The sequence below is a fragment of the Fictibacillus sp. Mic-4 genome (genome assembly GCF_049843615.1).
Lineage (GTDB): Bacteria > Bacillota > Bacilli > Bacillales > Fictibacillaceae > Fictibacillus_A > Fictibacillus_A gelatini.
The window spans coordinates 43861-57860 of sequence record NZ_JBBHZM010000007.1; the positions used below are offsets into that span (position 1 = coordinate 43861).

The following is a 14000-nucleotide window of genomic DNA, read 5'->3' on the forward strand; positions in this document are numbered from 1 at the left end:
TATACAATTGCATAGTATGAACGGATTCTTATCAAGAGAGGTGGAGGGATTTGGCCCTATGATGCCTCGGCAGCGGGTTCTCGCTTGAGAATACTGTGCCAATTCCAACAAGCAAGGGTAGTTTGCTTGATAGATAAGAAGAGCGACGTGACTTTACATATTCGTGCCCTCTTCTTGCTTTGATAAGAAGAGGGCTTGCTTTTTGTATCAATCAACGAAAGAGGGGGAGACGATGGGTGAATTGTCAAAAGCCGTCAAGAAGCGAAAAGACGAACTCATTAACAAGCTGATTCTGCATCATGTTTATAAAGCTTCGGATGGCTCTCAACTATATGAATTGCCGCTAAAGGATTTGGAAAGAGAGTACGAGCTTGTGAAAGAAAATTCAAAAACGCAAATCCAAAGATAAAAGACAGGCTATTGGCGCCTGCCTTTTATAATGTCCCACGGCTATTAATCGCGGGATGGCTTCTGTGGAAACATTTCTGAAAGTAATTGATAAGAGTTGAGTTTATCGTTGAAATCATGGGTAATGGTTACGACCATTAACTCGTCGGTCTCGTAGTCATTGCTTAACTGAAGGAGTTGTTGTTTCACTTGTTCTGGAGCACCGACGATCATCCGCTTGCGATTTTCCCTGATTCGGATCAGGTCGTAAGTCGTATAAGGATAATTGAGCGCCTGTTCAATCGATGGCACGCCGTTCCGCCGCTCTCCTTTCTCAAGCATTAAAATCGATAAATCCAGGCTGGAGGCGATTCTTTCCGCTTGTTCTTCCGTATCCGCACATATGGCAAATATGGCGGCGATCACTTTCGGTTCAGCGAGCAGGGATGACGGCTGGAACGCTTCACGATACGCTTTTGCTACGGCAGGTCCGTCAATGCCGTTGATAAAATGGGCAAACGTAAAGGGGATTCCTTTTTCAGCCGCCAGTCTTGCGCTAGATCCGCTAGAGCCAAGCATCCAGATCTCCGGCGCGGTCTCTGGAATAGGGGTGGCCTCTAACCCGCAAAATCGGTGATTTTCATCAACTGCATTATGCAAATAAGCAATCAGGTCATCCACCTGCTGCGGATAATGGTGGATTCCGCGCGTATTCCCTTCTTGCAATGCCATTGTCGCAAGCGGCATGCCGCCGGGGGCACGGCCGATCCCTAAATCGATTCTGCCCGGGTAAAGAGTCTCGAGCATCCTGAAATTTTCCGCTACTTTATACGAACTGTAGTGGGGCAGCATCACTCCGCCAGACCCGACGCGGATGGTTGATGTTTTCGCGGCAAGGTGGGAAATAAGCACTTCGGGGGTCGAACCGGCGAAATTTTTCGTATGGTGGTGTTCTGCCACCCAAAAGCGATGATACCCCATTTTCTCCGTTTCTTGTGCAAGTCGAACGGTATTTTGAACAGCCTCTCTCGGTGTACTTCCGAAAGAGACAGGTGATTGGTCTAATACGCTTAATGTTAACATAATAGTTTCCCTTCAAAAAAATAATATTAACTATATTATCGTTAGTATGAGAAAAGAAGTCTACTAATATGCTTCTTTTTGCAGGCGAATTAAAAGGGATTCTCATTTGAAAAGAGGAAGTAATAACAGACCGGGGGTGTTGAAATGAAAATTTTTCTATTGTTGATGGTACAAGCTTTGATCATGGCCGGATGTTCTGAAAAATCAATCGATAAACCGGCGAATTTTGATTTTGTCTTAAAGTACGGACCGGGTCAAAAAAACGAGATTAACACTTTCGATCAAAAGCTTGTGCTTCAGCTTAATTACAACAAAGTCGTTACTCAATCGGACTTTCAATTGCCGGAAAGCGATATGCATGAAATTTATAAAGAAATGGAGAAAGTAGATATTTTAGGAGAAAAAAATCTAAGCAAAACATGTGAAGAAAAACCCTTTTTGACGTATTACTTAAAAGTCAGGATCAACGATGTTTATCGGACATATCGGTGGACAAGCTGTTCGGTTACGGAAGATGATGAAAACATGATACGAATTGCACAGCTCATTAAGAAAAAGGCGCTTCACAAGCTAAATTAGCAGCACGTTGAAAACTTCTTCGTTCTGTTAATGCTTTATAGGTCTAAAGTCGTGTGTTTTCTACTATTTTTAAGATTATTTTTTGAAAAAGAAGGATTTTAGTTCAAATGTACTGAATATTCTTAATTGAACTCATTCTCATAATCGAAAGATCAGTTCAAAAAATAACAAAGGAGAGATGGTATGAGCAAACCTTCATTGCAATTAAACGAAGCCGTCCCGCTTCAATCGGAAAATCAATTAAAACGCGGCCTTCGGGCAAGGCACATGACGATGATTGCGATCGGCGGTTCCATTGGCACAGGGTTGTTCCTTGCCAGTGGCGGAGCGATTTCTTCCGCCGGGCCAGGAGGAGCTCTCGTCGCCTATGCTGCAATTGGAATTATGGTTTTCTTTCTTATGACAAGCCTGGGAGAAATGGCTTCTTTCATGCCGGTAACCGGATCGTTCAGCACGTATGCGACAAAGTTTGTTGACCCTGCATTAGGGTTTGCCCTTGGATGGAATTATTGGTACAACTGGGCAATTACGCTTGCCGTTGAACTTTCGGCCGGGGCAATGGTGATGGAATTTTGGTTTCCGAAATCTTCACCTATTTTATGGAGCGCCCTATTTCTCGCTATTTTGTTAGCCATCAATGTTTTATCCGTTAAAGGCTATGGCGAGGCGGAATATTGGTTTGCCTTTATTAAAGTGGCGACAATTATTATATTTATCGCAGTTGGCCTCCTCATGATTTTCGGCATTATGGGCGGCGAATCGGTCGGGTTTAAAAATTTCACCGTAAAGGACGCCCCGTTCAGCGGCGGAGTTATGGGGATTCTTGGAGTCTTTATGGTTGCCGGCTTTGCTTTTCAAGGAACGGAGCTTGTCGGGATTGCCGCTGGTGAAAGTGAAAATCCGGAAAAAAATATTCCGAAAGCAATTAAACAGGTGTTTTGGCGCATTTTATTATTTTATGTATTAGCGATTTTCGTCATTGGATTGCTCATTCCTTATACGAATCCGAACTTGCTTCACTCTGACATTAAAGACGTTTCTGTAAGCCCTTTCACCCTTGTGTTTGAGAAAGCGGGACTTGCTTTTGCGGCATCGGTGATGAATGCGATCATTCTTACAGCCGTCTTATCTGCGGGGAATTCGGGGATGTATGCGGCGACCCGGATGTTATGGACACTTGCGAAAGAAGGGAAAGCGCCTCGTTTTCTTGCGAAGGTCAATTCCCGGGGAATACCAATGAATGCGCTCCTCGTTACAACGGTTATTGGAGCAGCTGCTTTTTTATCATCATTGTTTAAAAATGATGCTGTTTACCTCTGGCTATTAAATGCATCGGGCATGTCCGGCTTTATCGCCTGGCTTGGAATTGCCATCAGCCATTATCGTTTCAGAAAAGCTTACATCGCTCAAGGGCGGGATTTAAATGAACTTGTCTACAAAGCGAAGTGGTTCCCGTTTGGCCCATTGCTTTCGTTCATTTTATGTTTGTTCGTCGTTCTTGGACAAAACTACGGAGCTTTTACCGGCGGGAAAATTGATTGGTATGGTGTGGCTGTATCCTATATCGGTTTGCCGTTGTTCATCATCGCCTGGCTTGCTTATAAATGGATAAAGAAAACAAAAATCGTGCCATTGGAAAAATGCGATTTTAGTAGTGAAAATTAAAAATACATGTAACCTTCCTTGACAAACTGGATATACTTTATATATTATCAATAAATAAAAATACTGTTTGGCAGTGAAAGGCGTATAGTATCTGAGCAGCTTTTCTTTCTAGCGATCCGGGGATGGTGGGAGCCCGGAAGAAAGTTCAGAGAAACGGCAGTCTGGAGCCATTTTGATGAAAGTGGGCATGCAGTTTTTGGTATGCCAATTAGGGTGGAACCGCGTGAGTACAGCTCTCGTCCCTAAGCGTTATGCTTAGGGATGGGAGCTTTTTTTCATTCTATTAATGGATGAAAGTAAAAGAAAGACTGCTGCGCGCTAAAAGCCTGACGATAATCGTAGTTTTTCTAACAAGGAGGATTTTACAATGAAGGTCACAATGGAACAAATCGTGAATCTGGCAAAACAAAGAGGATTCGTTTTTCCGGGTTCAGAAATTTACGGAGGACTTGCGAATACGTGGGATTACGGTCCGCTCGGTGTTGAACTGAAAAACAATGTGAAAAAAGCATGGTGGAAGAAATTCGTTCAAGAATCTCCATACAATGTCGGTCTTGATGCTGCCATTCTTATGAACCCGCAAACATGGGTGGCCTCTGGCCATATCGGCAATTTCAATGATCCAATGATCGATTGTAAACAATGTAAAGCGCGCCATCGTGCCGACAAACTCATTGAGGAAGCAGCGCAAAACGCCGGTCAAGAGATCATCGCAGACGGCCTTTCGTTTGAAGAAATGGAGAAGCTCATTGAAAAGTTTGAAGTCGTTTGTCCGGATTGCGGAGCGCGTGATTTTACGCCGATTCGTCAATTTAACTTAATGTTTAAAACCCATCAAGGAGTGACGGAGTCAAGCGCCAATGAAATTTATCTCCGCCCGGAAACGGCTCAGGGGATTTTTGTCAATTTTAAAAATGTACAGCGAACAATGAGAAAGAAACTTCCATTCGGCATTGCACAAGTCGGCAAAAGTTTCCGAAATGAAATTACACCGGGTAACTTTACATTCCGGACGAGAGAATTTGAACAAATGGAACTTGAATTCTTCTGTAAACCAGGTGAAGAATTAAAATGGTTCGATTACTGGAAAGACTTTGCCGAAAAGTGGCTTCTCTCATTAGGAATGAAAAAAGAAAAGTTGCGCCTTCGCGACCATGAAAAGGAAGAGCTGTCCCACTATAGCAATGCCACGACCGACTTTGAATACCAATTCCCGTTTGGCTGGGGCGAGCTATGGGGAATCGCTTCACGGACCGATTTTGACTTGAAGCGCCATAGCGAACATTCAGGAGAGGACTTTGAATATGTCGATCAAGAAACGAACGACCGTTACATTCCATATTGCATTGAGCCGGCATTGGGCGCGGACCGCGTTACACTAGCTTTCTTGATTGATGCCTATGATGAAGAAGAAATCAGTGAAGGCGATGTCCGCAAAGTGCTTCGTTTGCACCCGGCTCTTGCCCCGTATAAAGCGGCGATTTTGCCATTGTCGAAAAAGCTTTCCGATGAAGCGCGTGAAGTCTTTGCTGATTTAGCTAAACATTTTATGGTCGATTATGATGAATCAGGTTCGATCGGCAAACGATACCGCCGCCAGGATGAAATCGGAACGCCGTTCTGCATTACGTATGATTTTGATTCAAAAGAAGACAATCAGGTGACGGTAAGGGATCGTGATACGATGGAACAGGTGCGTATGCCGATTACTGAACTGAAGGCTTATATCGAAGAAAAATTGACATTTTAAGCGAAAGCGGCTCATCCATTAAAGGATGAGCCGTTTTTTCATTCAAAGAGCTTCTTTAATCGTTTCATGATGGTGTTTTTAACAGCGGCCGTCGACTCCTCCCCAGTCTCCGATCCAACAAAATCCGTTCCAGCAGACATAACCGACTATAATAAGAAGAATAAACAGGACGACAATGATCGCCCACCAGAACCACCCTCCACCCCGGGTCCAGTATTTGTATTTGCCAAAATATCCTCCGGGGCCATATCCAAATCCATAACCGTATCCGTAGGCGGCTGGAACGACCGGGTAAACGGGCATCATATAGGCGGGGTACCCGGCAAACATTTGACGTTTATCAGGTTTTTTAAAAAAAACCATAAATTTTTCTCCTTTCTACATGTTTTCGCCGTTTACTACTAGTTTATGAGAATTGCTTGATAAGCGTTTAGGACAGACCATCAGTTCAATCGTTTAATTTTATATGATCTCTATCCTTTCAATACTTCTCTTGTCACATCAATAAATGCTTTCAAAGCGGGCGAAATCCATTTATCCTTGTGCCAGGCCAGATAGGTGTAAATCGAAAACCCGCAGCCTCCCCAGGCAAGTTCTTTCATGCGTCCTTGTTCAATATCTTTTTGAATCGCAATTGCGGGAAGAACCGCAATTCCGAGTCCGGCTATCACACACTGTTTAATTGCTTCAATGCTAGCAAATTCGATAATGTTCGAAGGCTGAACACCGACCGAAGATAGAGAGTCCTCAAAAATCCGGCGGTAACTGCAGCCGCATCCGGTAAGCAAGAGAGGCTCGCCTTGCAAATCAAATGGCATGACAGATTCTTTATCGGTTAACGAGTGTTCCGGATGGGTCACGATTTTAATGGATTCTTTAACAAGTGGTTCGACAATTACATGTTCGGAGGCGCCAGGTATATCCATTAAAACGGCAACATCGAGCACTCCTTCGGCCAGCTGAAACATCACTTCCTGGTCAGAGGTTCCGGGATGGAAACTAAGTTGAACCTTCGGATATCGTTCCCGGAATTTCGCTAATACGGATGGCAGCCGATACGTGCATTGGCTTTCCGGCGCACCGATAACAAGTTTGCCGGTTGGCTCTTTTTCACCGGCTACGGCTGTTTTTGCTTCTTCAGTTAATGAAATGATTTTATTGGCATAAATTTTTAATTGCCGGCCAGCTTCAGTCAAAATGAGCCGCTTGCCAAGCCGTTCGAATAATTGGACGCCGAGTTCCGTCTCAAGCGATTGGATTTGCGCGGTCACGCTTGATTGGGCAAAGTTTAGAGCTTCGGCGGTACGGGTGAAATTTAACTTTTCCGCTGCCGTCCGAAACGTTATCAATTGTTTATATTCCATCTATGTTACCTCTCCTTTTATCGGCATTTTCGATTATAATCATCGGAATAATCGTCTGTACTGATTATGGATCTACTTGTATGATACATTTATAGGAAACAGTAAACAATCATTAAATGAGCAGATGGAGGATTTAAACATGTTTGTACTACATGGCAGTTCACGAGAAAACGGCAATACAGAATCTATCATCAATCTGTTGCTAGAAGGGATAGAAGCAGAACGGATTTACTTGCGGGAGAAAAATATTCTTCCGATCGTAGATAAACGGCACGATCCAGAAGGATTTCCGCAACGGCATGATGAATATGAAGAAATTGCTAAAAAAATGTTGGAACACGACACGATTATATTTGCCACACCACTTTACTGGTATGGAATGAGCGGCACGATGAAAAACTTTATCGATCGATGGTCTGAAAGTTTGCGCGATCCGGATTTGCGGTTCGCTGAACGAATGAAAAACAAAAAAATGTATGTCGTCATCGTAGGAGGGGATGATCCAAAACGAAAAGCATTACCTCTCATCATGCAGTTTCAATATATTTTTGATTTCGTCGGAGCTTCGTTTGAAGATTATATTATCGGAGAAGGGAATAAGCCGGGAGACATTATGACTGATCATGAAGCTCTTCATAAAGCGCGATTTTTAAATAAAGTTTTGAAACATAAAAAGTAGATAGAGGTGGAACGAATGAAAAATCGAGAGAATGATTCGTGGGGAATAGGGTATGCCGCAGCTTCTTACGTATTATGGGGATTCCTGCCATTATACTGGAAAGCGGTCAAGGGCGTTTCAGCACATGAAATTCTTGCCCATCGCATTATCTGGTGCTTTCTGTTCATGATTCTTGTCTTATTGATTTCACGGAGAACAGGCCAATTGAGTACTAGCTTAAAGCGATTATTTCGTTCCTGGCCGATCTTCTTATCCGTATTCGCCTCTTCTCTCTTAATCAGTGCGAACTGGTTTATTTACATTTGGGCGGTCAATACCAATCGCGTCATTGAAACGAGTTTAGGTTACTATATCAATCCGCTTATAGTTGTTCTGTTAGGAGTTTTTGTGTTAAAGGAAAAGCTCAACCGCTGGCAAATCATTTCCTTTTTCTTAGCTTTCATCGGGGTAGCGATTTTAACGGTCCAATACGGGCATGTTCCATGGGTGGCGCTTTCGCTGGCATTAAGCTTTGGGTTATATGGATTAACGAAGAAGCTGGCCCCATTTGACTCTGTTATTGGGCTAACCTTTGAAACGATGTTCGTAGTCCCTTTCGCCTTTATTTTTTTACTCTATGTCCAGGTCAAAGGAACCGGCGCTTTTATGGCAGATGCTCCTTCTGTTTCGTTTCTGCTCGCAGGGGCGGGAGTGGCAACAGCACTGCCATTATTATGTTTTGCCGAAGGAGCAAAGCGGATTACGCTTGCGATGGTTGGATTTCTTCAATATATCGCCCCGACCATTATGCTGTTCCTGGGCATTTTCGTCTTTAATGAAAGGTTTTCAAAAGTCCAATTCGTATCGTTCCTTTTCATCTGGCTGGCGCTTATCCTTTTTTCGCTTTCAAGGGCAAAATTCATGGCTCATTTATTCCCGAAAAGAAAGTCTTCCTTCGAAGCACGGTCTTAATACGTTAGAGATAGGGCAGAAAGCTGCATTTTCTATTGTAAAATGCAGCTTTTACTCGTTTTCAATGAACGTGTTACTGTTTATTCGTCTGCAAAAAATTTTATTCATCTAGTAAGCATATTGAATATGCTTTCGAATTTCAGCTACTACTTCTTCCGGTTGGTCGATCTCAAAAATGACATAGTGATAACGTTCATGGCCGGCCAATTCAAGAATGACATGGGGCCCTTTATGCTCATAGGAAAGAAAATACCATTTATTTTCGTACCGAAAGCTGCCTTCATATAGATATGGCGGGATGCATGTTCCAGGCATTCGAAGCATCCAAAAGGGCGCTTTAAACGTATCGATAATGGCGCTTTTAATTGCCGGATATGGAATTTTCACTTCGCGTTTTAAGGCGGCGATGCTCGTAAATCCTGTTAATTTCAGCGTAAGTTCTTTTTCATCAAACCGAATGATTCTCCCCATGCCAAATTCTCCTCAGCTTATAATCTTTTGTGTTCATTATAGTACCCACCAATACTGTTTTTCCAATAAAAACCTTAAAGTCAATACGTTCATTGTTAAACTGCTGTAACAAACGAAAACTATAATGGAGTCAAATAAACGATGAAAACAGCTTTATAAATTTCCCACAATGCAAGCAGGGGAATTTTAACAAAGCCATCTTTGATTTATAGCATTCATGAACGATATGAAAATCGTGAAAACTATAAAGTACAAATGAAGTAAAAAGGATCTTCAGTTTATAATTGTTTAATATTTAAAAATACGATAAACTAATGAAGTCAATTAACATTTTTTGATGTAATTCGTGAGATCACGACAATCTTTTTAACTTATTACGAGGAGCAATGTAAATGAATGAACCGCGAACGAGGGTAAAGAAAAAGAAGAAAAAGAACCGCTTTCTTCGTCTTCTTCTTGTTGTTATATTATTTTGTTTTGTTGGAGCGGCTTCGTATGCCGGATATTTAGCATACAAAGTAAAATCCGCGGCCGATAAAACATACCATGGATTATCACGCAAATCCGATTTACGGACGGAAAAAGTTACATTAGGTGAAAACCCGGTAACGATTCTTCTTCTTGGAATTGAAAAATATAGCGGGGAAGAGCCTCCGCATTCGGATTCGATGATGCTTATCACGTTAAATCCAAAAACGAAAGAAACGGTAATTCTTAGTATCCCGCGTGATACACGAACATTTTTGCCGGTTATTAATCAAGAGAGCAAAATTACGCATGCTTACAGTTATGGTAATAAAAAAGGCGGACAAAAGGCAGCCGTCGAAGCGAGTATGGAAGCGGTCGAGAAGTTCCTTGATGTCCCGATTGATTATTATGCCACAGTCAATTTTAAAGCGTTTAAAGAAGTTGTTGATGATTTAGGCGGTGTAACAGTGAAAGTAAAAGTGGCAAAGCCGATTACGCAACGTTCGATGAAGGCGGTCGGTGGGAAAACCTATACATTTATACCGGGTGAAACGAGACATATGAACGGAGCAGAAGCATTGACGTACGTTCAAATGCGAAAAACAGATCCAGAAGGGGATTTCGGCCGCCAAAAACGCCAGCAGCAAATTTTGCAGGCACTTGCCGATAAGGCGTTGTCGGTTACGACTGTGACAAAAGCAACCGATCTTCTCGACACTGTTGGCAACAACATTACGACCAACATAACCTTGAAAGAAATGTTCGGCATGCGAAATTTCTACAGTTCGATTAAAGATGGAAAACATATGGAACATTTTGTTTTTACCCATAGTCCGGAAACAGATGTATATCTTCCAGCTACCGGTCCGGGACGGACATATTATTTTGTACCGAAGCAAGAAGAAGTTCAAAAAATTAGCAACCGCTTAAAAGAAATTCTTGAAATTAATCAATAAGAGAAAGCCCTGTTAGCAGGGCTTTCTCTTATTGTAAGGGCATCGACGAAGGCGATGCCCTGCAAAATTGCTTTTGCAACTTTGCATTTTTCAACATTCTAAATCTAGTTTTTCTTTCATAAGTATTTACTAGAAAGGATGTTGAGAAATGATCATGAAGCGAAGGATAAGAAATCGGACAAGCTTAGGAATCGTCTTGATTCTAGCTCTTTTCGTACTGTTTTTCGGCGGCATTAATGTCTTGTCTTCGTTAAAAGACAGCATGAACTCTACATTGGTCAATAAGTGGTTTAGCCATTTTAAAGTAGAGAGTTTTGTTCATTTTATGGGGACTGAAATTCCATATTTAACACAAGTACTGCCAGTAGAGTCTAAGCCTCCCGGGCTGTCATCCGTTCTTTTTGAATTAGCGACAAACGTCAGGCCGGGAGATATTCGCAGTCTTTTAGGGCGGGAGCTTCCGGGGTTTTCACTATACGATACGGAAATTGTTGTCGCCGGGGAAGGAACGGATTTCACGAATTTGCCGGAAGACTCAGCACCTCCGATGAAAATATTAAAAAGAAACGAAGACATTAATGAAGAAAATTTAAAAATCGATGAACAAGAACCTGCACCCGCGCCGAAACATACGACGAATGGGAAGAAAGTCGTTTTCATCTATCAATCGCATAGTACGGAATCGTATGCCCCTTTACTAAAAGGCGGAAAAAATCTTAAAGACCCACGAAGCACGAACAATAAAGCGAATATGATTGCGATCGGCAAAATGTTGAGCGACGAACTTGAAAAAAGAGGCATCGGCACGGAGCATGATACGACAGACATGAATGCCTTTTTAAATAAAAAGGGCTGGTCCTACTATCAATCGTATGATGCTTCAAGGAAAATCGTCCAGGAGGCGATGGGACAAAATCGGAATTTAAATTTCATCATTGACGTTCATAGAGATTCAGCGGGAGGGAATGTCACACGGAAGGTCATCAATGGTAAATCGTATGCGAGACTGGCTTTTATTGTTGGCGGAGAACAAAAGAATGCAGCCAAAAGCCAGGCATTTGGAAAAGCGTTATTTGATCATTTAAATAAAAAATATCCGGGGCTTTGCCGCGGCGTCGTCGTCAAATATAAAACGATGGGGAATGGAGTATACAACCAGGACCTTGCGGATCATGCCATTTTAGTGGAAATCGGCGGGATTGACAATACAATGGATGAATTGTACCGCTCTGTCGTCGCCCTTAGTGATGCGCTAAGCGATTATTATTGGCAGGCGGAAAAGGTAAATAACTGACATGGCCTCAAGCCTGTCAGTTATTTTTTTGAAAAGAAAAGCCGGACGTTTGTACTTTCCCTACAGGTTGTTATTTTGTTGGCTAATTTCGGCTTCATTTAAAAATTCGTTCACACGCTCGATTTTCTTATATTCATTGACAGAATCCCCTGGATAAAAATCATCGGAATCATATGGTTGCTGTGAATGAATATTCGATGAGATCGTAATTTCTTCTTTAGTCGGGGTATTCGTTTGCAGATTTCTCGTTCTCTTTTTTATTTCGTCCATTGATCATCGCCTCGCTTTAAACTATAGACTGGCCAAATGTTTGCCATTTATGCACATGAATTTAAGAATATCGGGACATATTCAAATGGAAAGAGGGAAATACTTGAGTAAGCAAAGGTAGCTTTTTAGGAGGCGATGACATGAGATTTTCAGCACATGCATTCGATGATTTTTTCTGGAATGAAGTTCATTATGAAAAGATATTGCAAGCGGTAATGAATCGTGAAAATATGGGAACGATTCCAAATAGCAGCCCGGACATGTCGGAATGGATAGTAGAAAATTGGGCACCTGGAGAATTTAAACCAGAATGTTATTGTGATTTCATGCATCATCTCGAGGAATTGACATCTGAAAAAGAATTGGAATAAAGAAAGCAGCCGCTGTCATTTGAGAGTGGCTGCTTCTTTCGATTCGTTTTGGCAAGAGGCAGGCTGCGCTTGATGAGTAAACAAGCTATGAAGAATCATGCCTATGATAATGAGGGCAATCCCAATATAAGAAAGAATGGAAGGCATCGCTCCATGTAAAAAAAGTATTTCTCCAAGAAGAGTGAAAAGCACTTCTCCTGATTGAGTTGCTTCAACGGCTGCAAGTTGATGCGGATCGTTGCGAACCATGTCTGTCGCCAGAAAAAATAAGACGGTAGCGATAATGCCCGAACAAATGGCGACTAAAAAGGATTGCGTCGTTTGCATGGCGGTTGGCGGACCTTTTTTTAGCAGGCCATACAAAGATAGCAATAACCAGAATGGCAAGCTTGCCAGCGTCATCCCAAGCACGCGCTGAAAAGGGTCAAGCCGCCCGCCACAAATTTCCATCATCTTCCGGTTTCCGAGCGGATAGGCGAAAGATGCGATAACGACCGGAACGACACTTAAGAAAACCGTTGTAAGATCCAGCTTTTCGGCGTGTTGGAATTGAATAAGAACTACTCCAGCAACAATAATAAAGGAAAGCGACAGCCCTTTTAAAGGGATTCTCTGTCTGACCTTTACCGTGCCATTTGACGTGTGGATCGTCTCGTGAAAAAACGGGACGATCAGAGACCCTGCAATGATTGTAAATTGCCACGTTCCTGCTGTAAGCCATCCAGGGCTAAATGCCGCGGCGTACGTAATCGGGGCATAAAATAAAACGAATCCGACAAAGCTCCATATGATCCAGGGCATGGGCCGTTTTCGCATTTCCAAAAATAATGGCCGCAAGTTCCCACGCATCCTGACAATGAGCCATAAAAAAGGAATCATGAAAATAAAACGCAACGAAGCGCTCCAAACCCAAAATCCACCAGAGACTTCCATTGACCGGTTTAAAATAAACGTAAAAGCAAAAAAGAAAGAAGCAAGTATACCGAGAAAAATCGCCTTCAATTTGTTTCCCTCTCCCTATTCTTAAGCTGTAGGTATTATTATCATTATAGTACACCTTGTTCATAAAAAGAGAGGATTTATTGATTTTAATTGGTAGATTATACTTATGGTAAGGAGGTTTTTGTAAATGAATTTAAACGACTGGTTTGACAAAGGAATGTCATTTAAAGACTACGTGGCGGCAATGAATGTCAATAAGGAAGAATTGGCGAACATTTATGATCAATTCTCTCTTTCGAAGGAAGATGAGGAATTTTTTATGAAATGGCGCGCAAAAGGCTGGCGCGTCATCGTCCTTACGGCAGATTGGTGCGGCGATGCATTGTTGTGCGTTCCGATCGTTAAGCGGATTTCCGAAATTGCCGGATTTGAAATGAGTCTCTTAATCCGTGATGAAAATCTTGAATTAATGGACCAATATTTAACAAATGGCACTTCTCGGGCAATTCCGATTTTTATTTTTATCGATCACGATGGAAATGAAAAAGCGGTATGGGGCCCGCGCTCACCGGAAGTGCAAGATATAATTATGACGATGCGTTCTGAGCTTCCAGATCAAAGCTCACCTGAATTTGAAGCAAAGCAGCAAGTGATGTACCGTTCATTTAGAGAAAAACTAGCAACGGATAAGACCATTTGGGCCTCTGTCGTCCGCAGTGTGAAGGAACGGTTCAAAAGCGTAATATAAGAAAGCCCGGGCATTGCCCGGG

General features: G+C 42.3%; 16 protein-coding genes and 1 riboswitch. Of the genes, 10 read left to right on the forward strand and 6 right to left on the reverse strand.

Annotation, left to right across the window (positions count from 1 at the left end; all coding sequences use genetic code 11):
* Positions 1-25 precede the first annotated feature (25 nt).
* Positions 26-140, forward strand: a riboswitch (SAM riboswitch).
* Between the two features lie 92 nt (positions 141-232).
* On the forward strand, positions 233-409 hold the full coding sequence (locus tag WD019_RS07325; RefSeq protein WP_081412552.1) for a Fur-regulated basic protein FbpA: 177 nt from the start codon (positions 233-235) through the stop codon (positions 407-409).
* A gap of 44 nt (positions 410-453) precedes the next feature.
* Here WD019_RS07325 and WD019_RS07330 read toward each other — a convergent pair whose 3' ends face one another.
* Complete coding sequence (locus WD019_RS07330) at positions 454-1470, reverse strand: LLM class flavin-dependent oxidoreductase (RefSeq protein WP_425711081.1); 1017 nt, start codon at positions 1468-1470, stop codon at positions 454-456.
* A 144-nt stretch (positions 1471-1614) separates the two neighbouring features.
* Here WD019_RS07330 and WD019_RS07335 point away from each other — a divergent pair, with 144 nt between their 5' ends.
* From WD019_RS07335 to WD019_RS07345, 3 genes are all read left to right on the forward strand, one after another.
* The gene (locus WD019_RS07335) at positions 1615-2049 is read left to right on the forward strand and encodes a hypothetical protein (protein ID WP_026676255.1); all 435 of its coding nucleotides are present in this window, start codon (positions 1615-1617) and stop codon (positions 2047-2049) included.
* Between the two features lie 183 nt (positions 2050-2232).
* On the forward strand, positions 2233-3714 hold the full coding sequence (locus WD019_RS07340; protein ID WP_425711082.1) for an amino acid permease: 1482 nt from the start codon (positions 2233-2235) through the stop codon (positions 3712-3714).
* A 367-nt stretch (positions 3715-4081) separates the two neighbouring features.
* Positions 4082-5464: a glycine--tRNA ligase gene (locus tag WD019_RS07345; protein WP_425711083.1), complete on the forward strand. Its 1383-nt coding sequence runs from the start codon at positions 4082-4084 to the stop codon at positions 5462-5464.
* Positions 5465-5542: 78 nt separating this feature from the next.
* On the opposite strand, the gene WD019_RS07350 is transcribed toward WD019_RS07345, so the two are convergent.
* On the reverse strand, positions 5543-5827 hold the full coding sequence (locus tag WD019_RS07350; protein ID WP_425711084.1) for a YjcZ family sporulation protein: 285 nt from the start codon (positions 5825-5827) through the stop codon (positions 5543-5545).
* Between the two features lie 110 nt (positions 5828-5937).
* The gene (locus WD019_RS07355; protein ID WP_425711085.1) at positions 5938-6828 is read right to left on the reverse strand and encodes a LysR family transcriptional regulator; all 891 of its coding nucleotides are present in this window, start codon (positions 6826-6828) and stop codon (positions 5938-5940) included.
* 139 nt (positions 6829-6967) lie between these two features.
* Between WD019_RS07355 and WD019_RS07360 the strand changes: the two genes are divergently transcribed.
* The gene (locus WD019_RS07360) at positions 6968-7507 is read left to right on the forward strand and encodes a flavodoxin family protein (RefSeq protein WP_425711086.1); all 540 of its coding nucleotides are present in this window, start codon (positions 6968-6970) and stop codon (positions 7505-7507) included.
* 15 nt (positions 7508-7522) lie between these two features.
* Positions 7523-8458, forward strand: a complete 936-nt coding sequence (gene rarD / locus WD019_RS07365; protein WP_425711087.1) for an EamA family transporter RarD — start codon at positions 7523-7525, stop codon at positions 8456-8458.
* Positions 8459-8566: 108 nt separating this feature from the next.
* Here the strand turns inward: rarD and WD019_RS07370 are convergent, their stop codons facing one another.
* Complete coding sequence (locus WD019_RS07370) at positions 8567-8929, reverse strand: hypothetical protein (RefSeq protein WP_026676249.1); 363 nt, start codon at positions 8927-8929, stop codon at positions 8567-8569.
* 392 nt (positions 8930-9321) lie between these two features.
* Here WD019_RS07370 and WD019_RS07375 point away from each other — a divergent pair, with 392 nt between their 5' ends.
* Together WD019_RS07375 and spoIIP are read left to right on the forward strand one after the other, a co-directional pair.
* Complete coding sequence (locus tag WD019_RS07375) at positions 9322-10353, forward strand: LCP family protein (RefSeq protein ID WP_425711088.1); 1032 nt, start codon at positions 9322-9324, stop codon at positions 10351-10353.
* Positions 10354-10501: 148 nt separating this feature from the next.
* Complete coding sequence (gene spoIIP, locus WD019_RS07380) at positions 10502-11647, forward strand: stage II sporulation protein P (RefSeq protein WP_425711089.1); 1146 nt, start codon at positions 10502-10504, stop codon at positions 11645-11647.
* A gap of 60 nt (positions 11648-11707) precedes the next feature.
* On the opposite strand, the gene WD019_RS07385 is transcribed toward spoIIP, so the two are convergent.
* Positions 11708-11917 carry a hypothetical protein gene (locus WD019_RS07385; protein ID WP_035349781.1) on the reverse strand — a complete coding sequence of 70 codons (210 nt, stop codon included), beginning with the start codon at positions 11915-11917 and terminating at the stop codon, positions 11708-11710.
* A 140-nt stretch (positions 11918-12057) separates the two neighbouring features.
* Here WD019_RS07385 and WD019_RS07390 point away from each other — a divergent pair, with 140 nt between their 5' ends.
* Positions 12058-12288, forward strand: a complete 231-nt coding sequence (locus WD019_RS07390) for a hypothetical protein (protein WP_425711090.1) — start codon at positions 12058-12060, stop codon at positions 12286-12288.
* Between the two features lie 15 nt (positions 12289-12303).
* On the opposite strand, the gene WD019_RS07395 is transcribed toward WD019_RS07390, so the two are convergent.
* Positions 12304-13290 carry a DMT family transporter gene (locus WD019_RS07395; RefSeq protein WP_425711091.1) on the reverse strand — a complete coding sequence of 329 codons (987 nt, stop codon included), beginning with the start codon at positions 13288-13290 and terminating at the stop codon, positions 12304-12306.
* 127 nt (positions 13291-13417) lie between these two features.
* Here WD019_RS07395 and WD019_RS07400 point away from each other — a divergent pair, with 127 nt between their 5' ends.
* Positions 13418-13978: a thioredoxin family protein gene (locus WD019_RS07400; protein ID WP_425711092.1), complete on the forward strand. Its 561-nt coding sequence runs from the start codon at positions 13418-13420 to the stop codon at positions 13976-13978.
* Positions 13979-14000: the final 22 nt, after the last annotated feature.

What these genes read in the sequence shown, in the direction of transcription:
- WD019_RS07340 (WP_425711082.1), top strand. Translation starts at nt 2,233, where the DNA reads ATGAGCAAACCTTCATTGCAATTAAACGAAGCCGTCCCGCTTCAATCG.
- WD019_RS07325 (WP_081412552.1), top strand. Translation starts at nt 233, where the DNA reads ATGGGTGAATTGTCAAAAGCCGTCAAGAAGCGAAAAGACGAACTCATT.
- WD019_RS07330 (WP_425711081.1), bottom strand. Translation starts at nt 1,470, where the DNA reads ATGTTAACATTAAGCGTATTAGACCAATCACCTGTCTCTTTCGGAAGT.
- WD019_RS07360 (WP_425711086.1), top strand. Translation starts at nt 6,968, where the DNA reads ATGTTTGTACTACATGGCAGTTCACGAGAAAACGGCAATACAGAATCT.
- WD019_RS07375 (WP_425711088.1), top strand. Translation starts at nt 9,322, where the DNA reads ATGAATGAACCGCGAACGAGGGTAAAGAAAAAGAAGAAAAAGAACCGC.
- WD019_RS07400 (WP_425711092.1), top strand. Translation starts at nt 13,418, where the DNA reads ATGAATTTAAACGACTGGTTTGACAAAGGAATGTCATTTAAAGACTAC.
- spoIIP (WP_425711089.1), top strand. Translation starts at nt 10,502, where the DNA reads ATGATCATGAAGCGAAGGATAAGAAATCGGACAAGCTTAGGAATCGTC.
- WD019_RS07335 (WP_026676255.1), top strand. Translation starts at nt 1,615, where the DNA reads ATGAAAATTTTTCTATTGTTGATGGTACAAGCTTTGATCATGGCCGGA.
- WD019_RS07390 (WP_425711090.1), top strand. Translation starts at nt 12,058, where the DNA reads ATGAGATTTTCAGCACATGCATTCGATGATTTTTTCTGGAATGAAGTT.
- WD019_RS07370 (WP_026676249.1), bottom strand. Translation starts at nt 8,929, where the DNA reads ATGGGGAGAATCATTCGGTTTGATGAAAAAGAACTTACGCTGAAATTA.
- WD019_RS07345 (WP_425711083.1), top strand. Translation starts at nt 4,082, where the DNA reads ATGAAGGTCACAATGGAACAAATCGTGAATCTGGCAAAACAAAGAGGA.
- WD019_RS07385 (WP_035349781.1), bottom strand. Translation starts at nt 11,917, where the DNA reads ATGGACGAAATAAAAAAGAGAACGAGAAATCTGCAAACGAATACCCCG.
- WD019_RS07355 (WP_425711085.1), bottom strand. Translation starts at nt 6,828, where the DNA reads ATGGAATATAAACAATTGATAACGTTTCGGACGGCAGCGGAAAAGTTA.
- rarD (WP_425711087.1), top strand. Translation starts at nt 7,523, where the DNA reads ATGAAAAATCGAGAGAATGATTCGTGGGGAATAGGGTATGCCGCAGCT.
- WD019_RS07350 (WP_425711084.1), bottom strand. Translation starts at nt 5,827, where the DNA reads ATGGTTTTTTTTAAAAAACCTGATAAACGTCAAATGTTTGCCGGGTAC.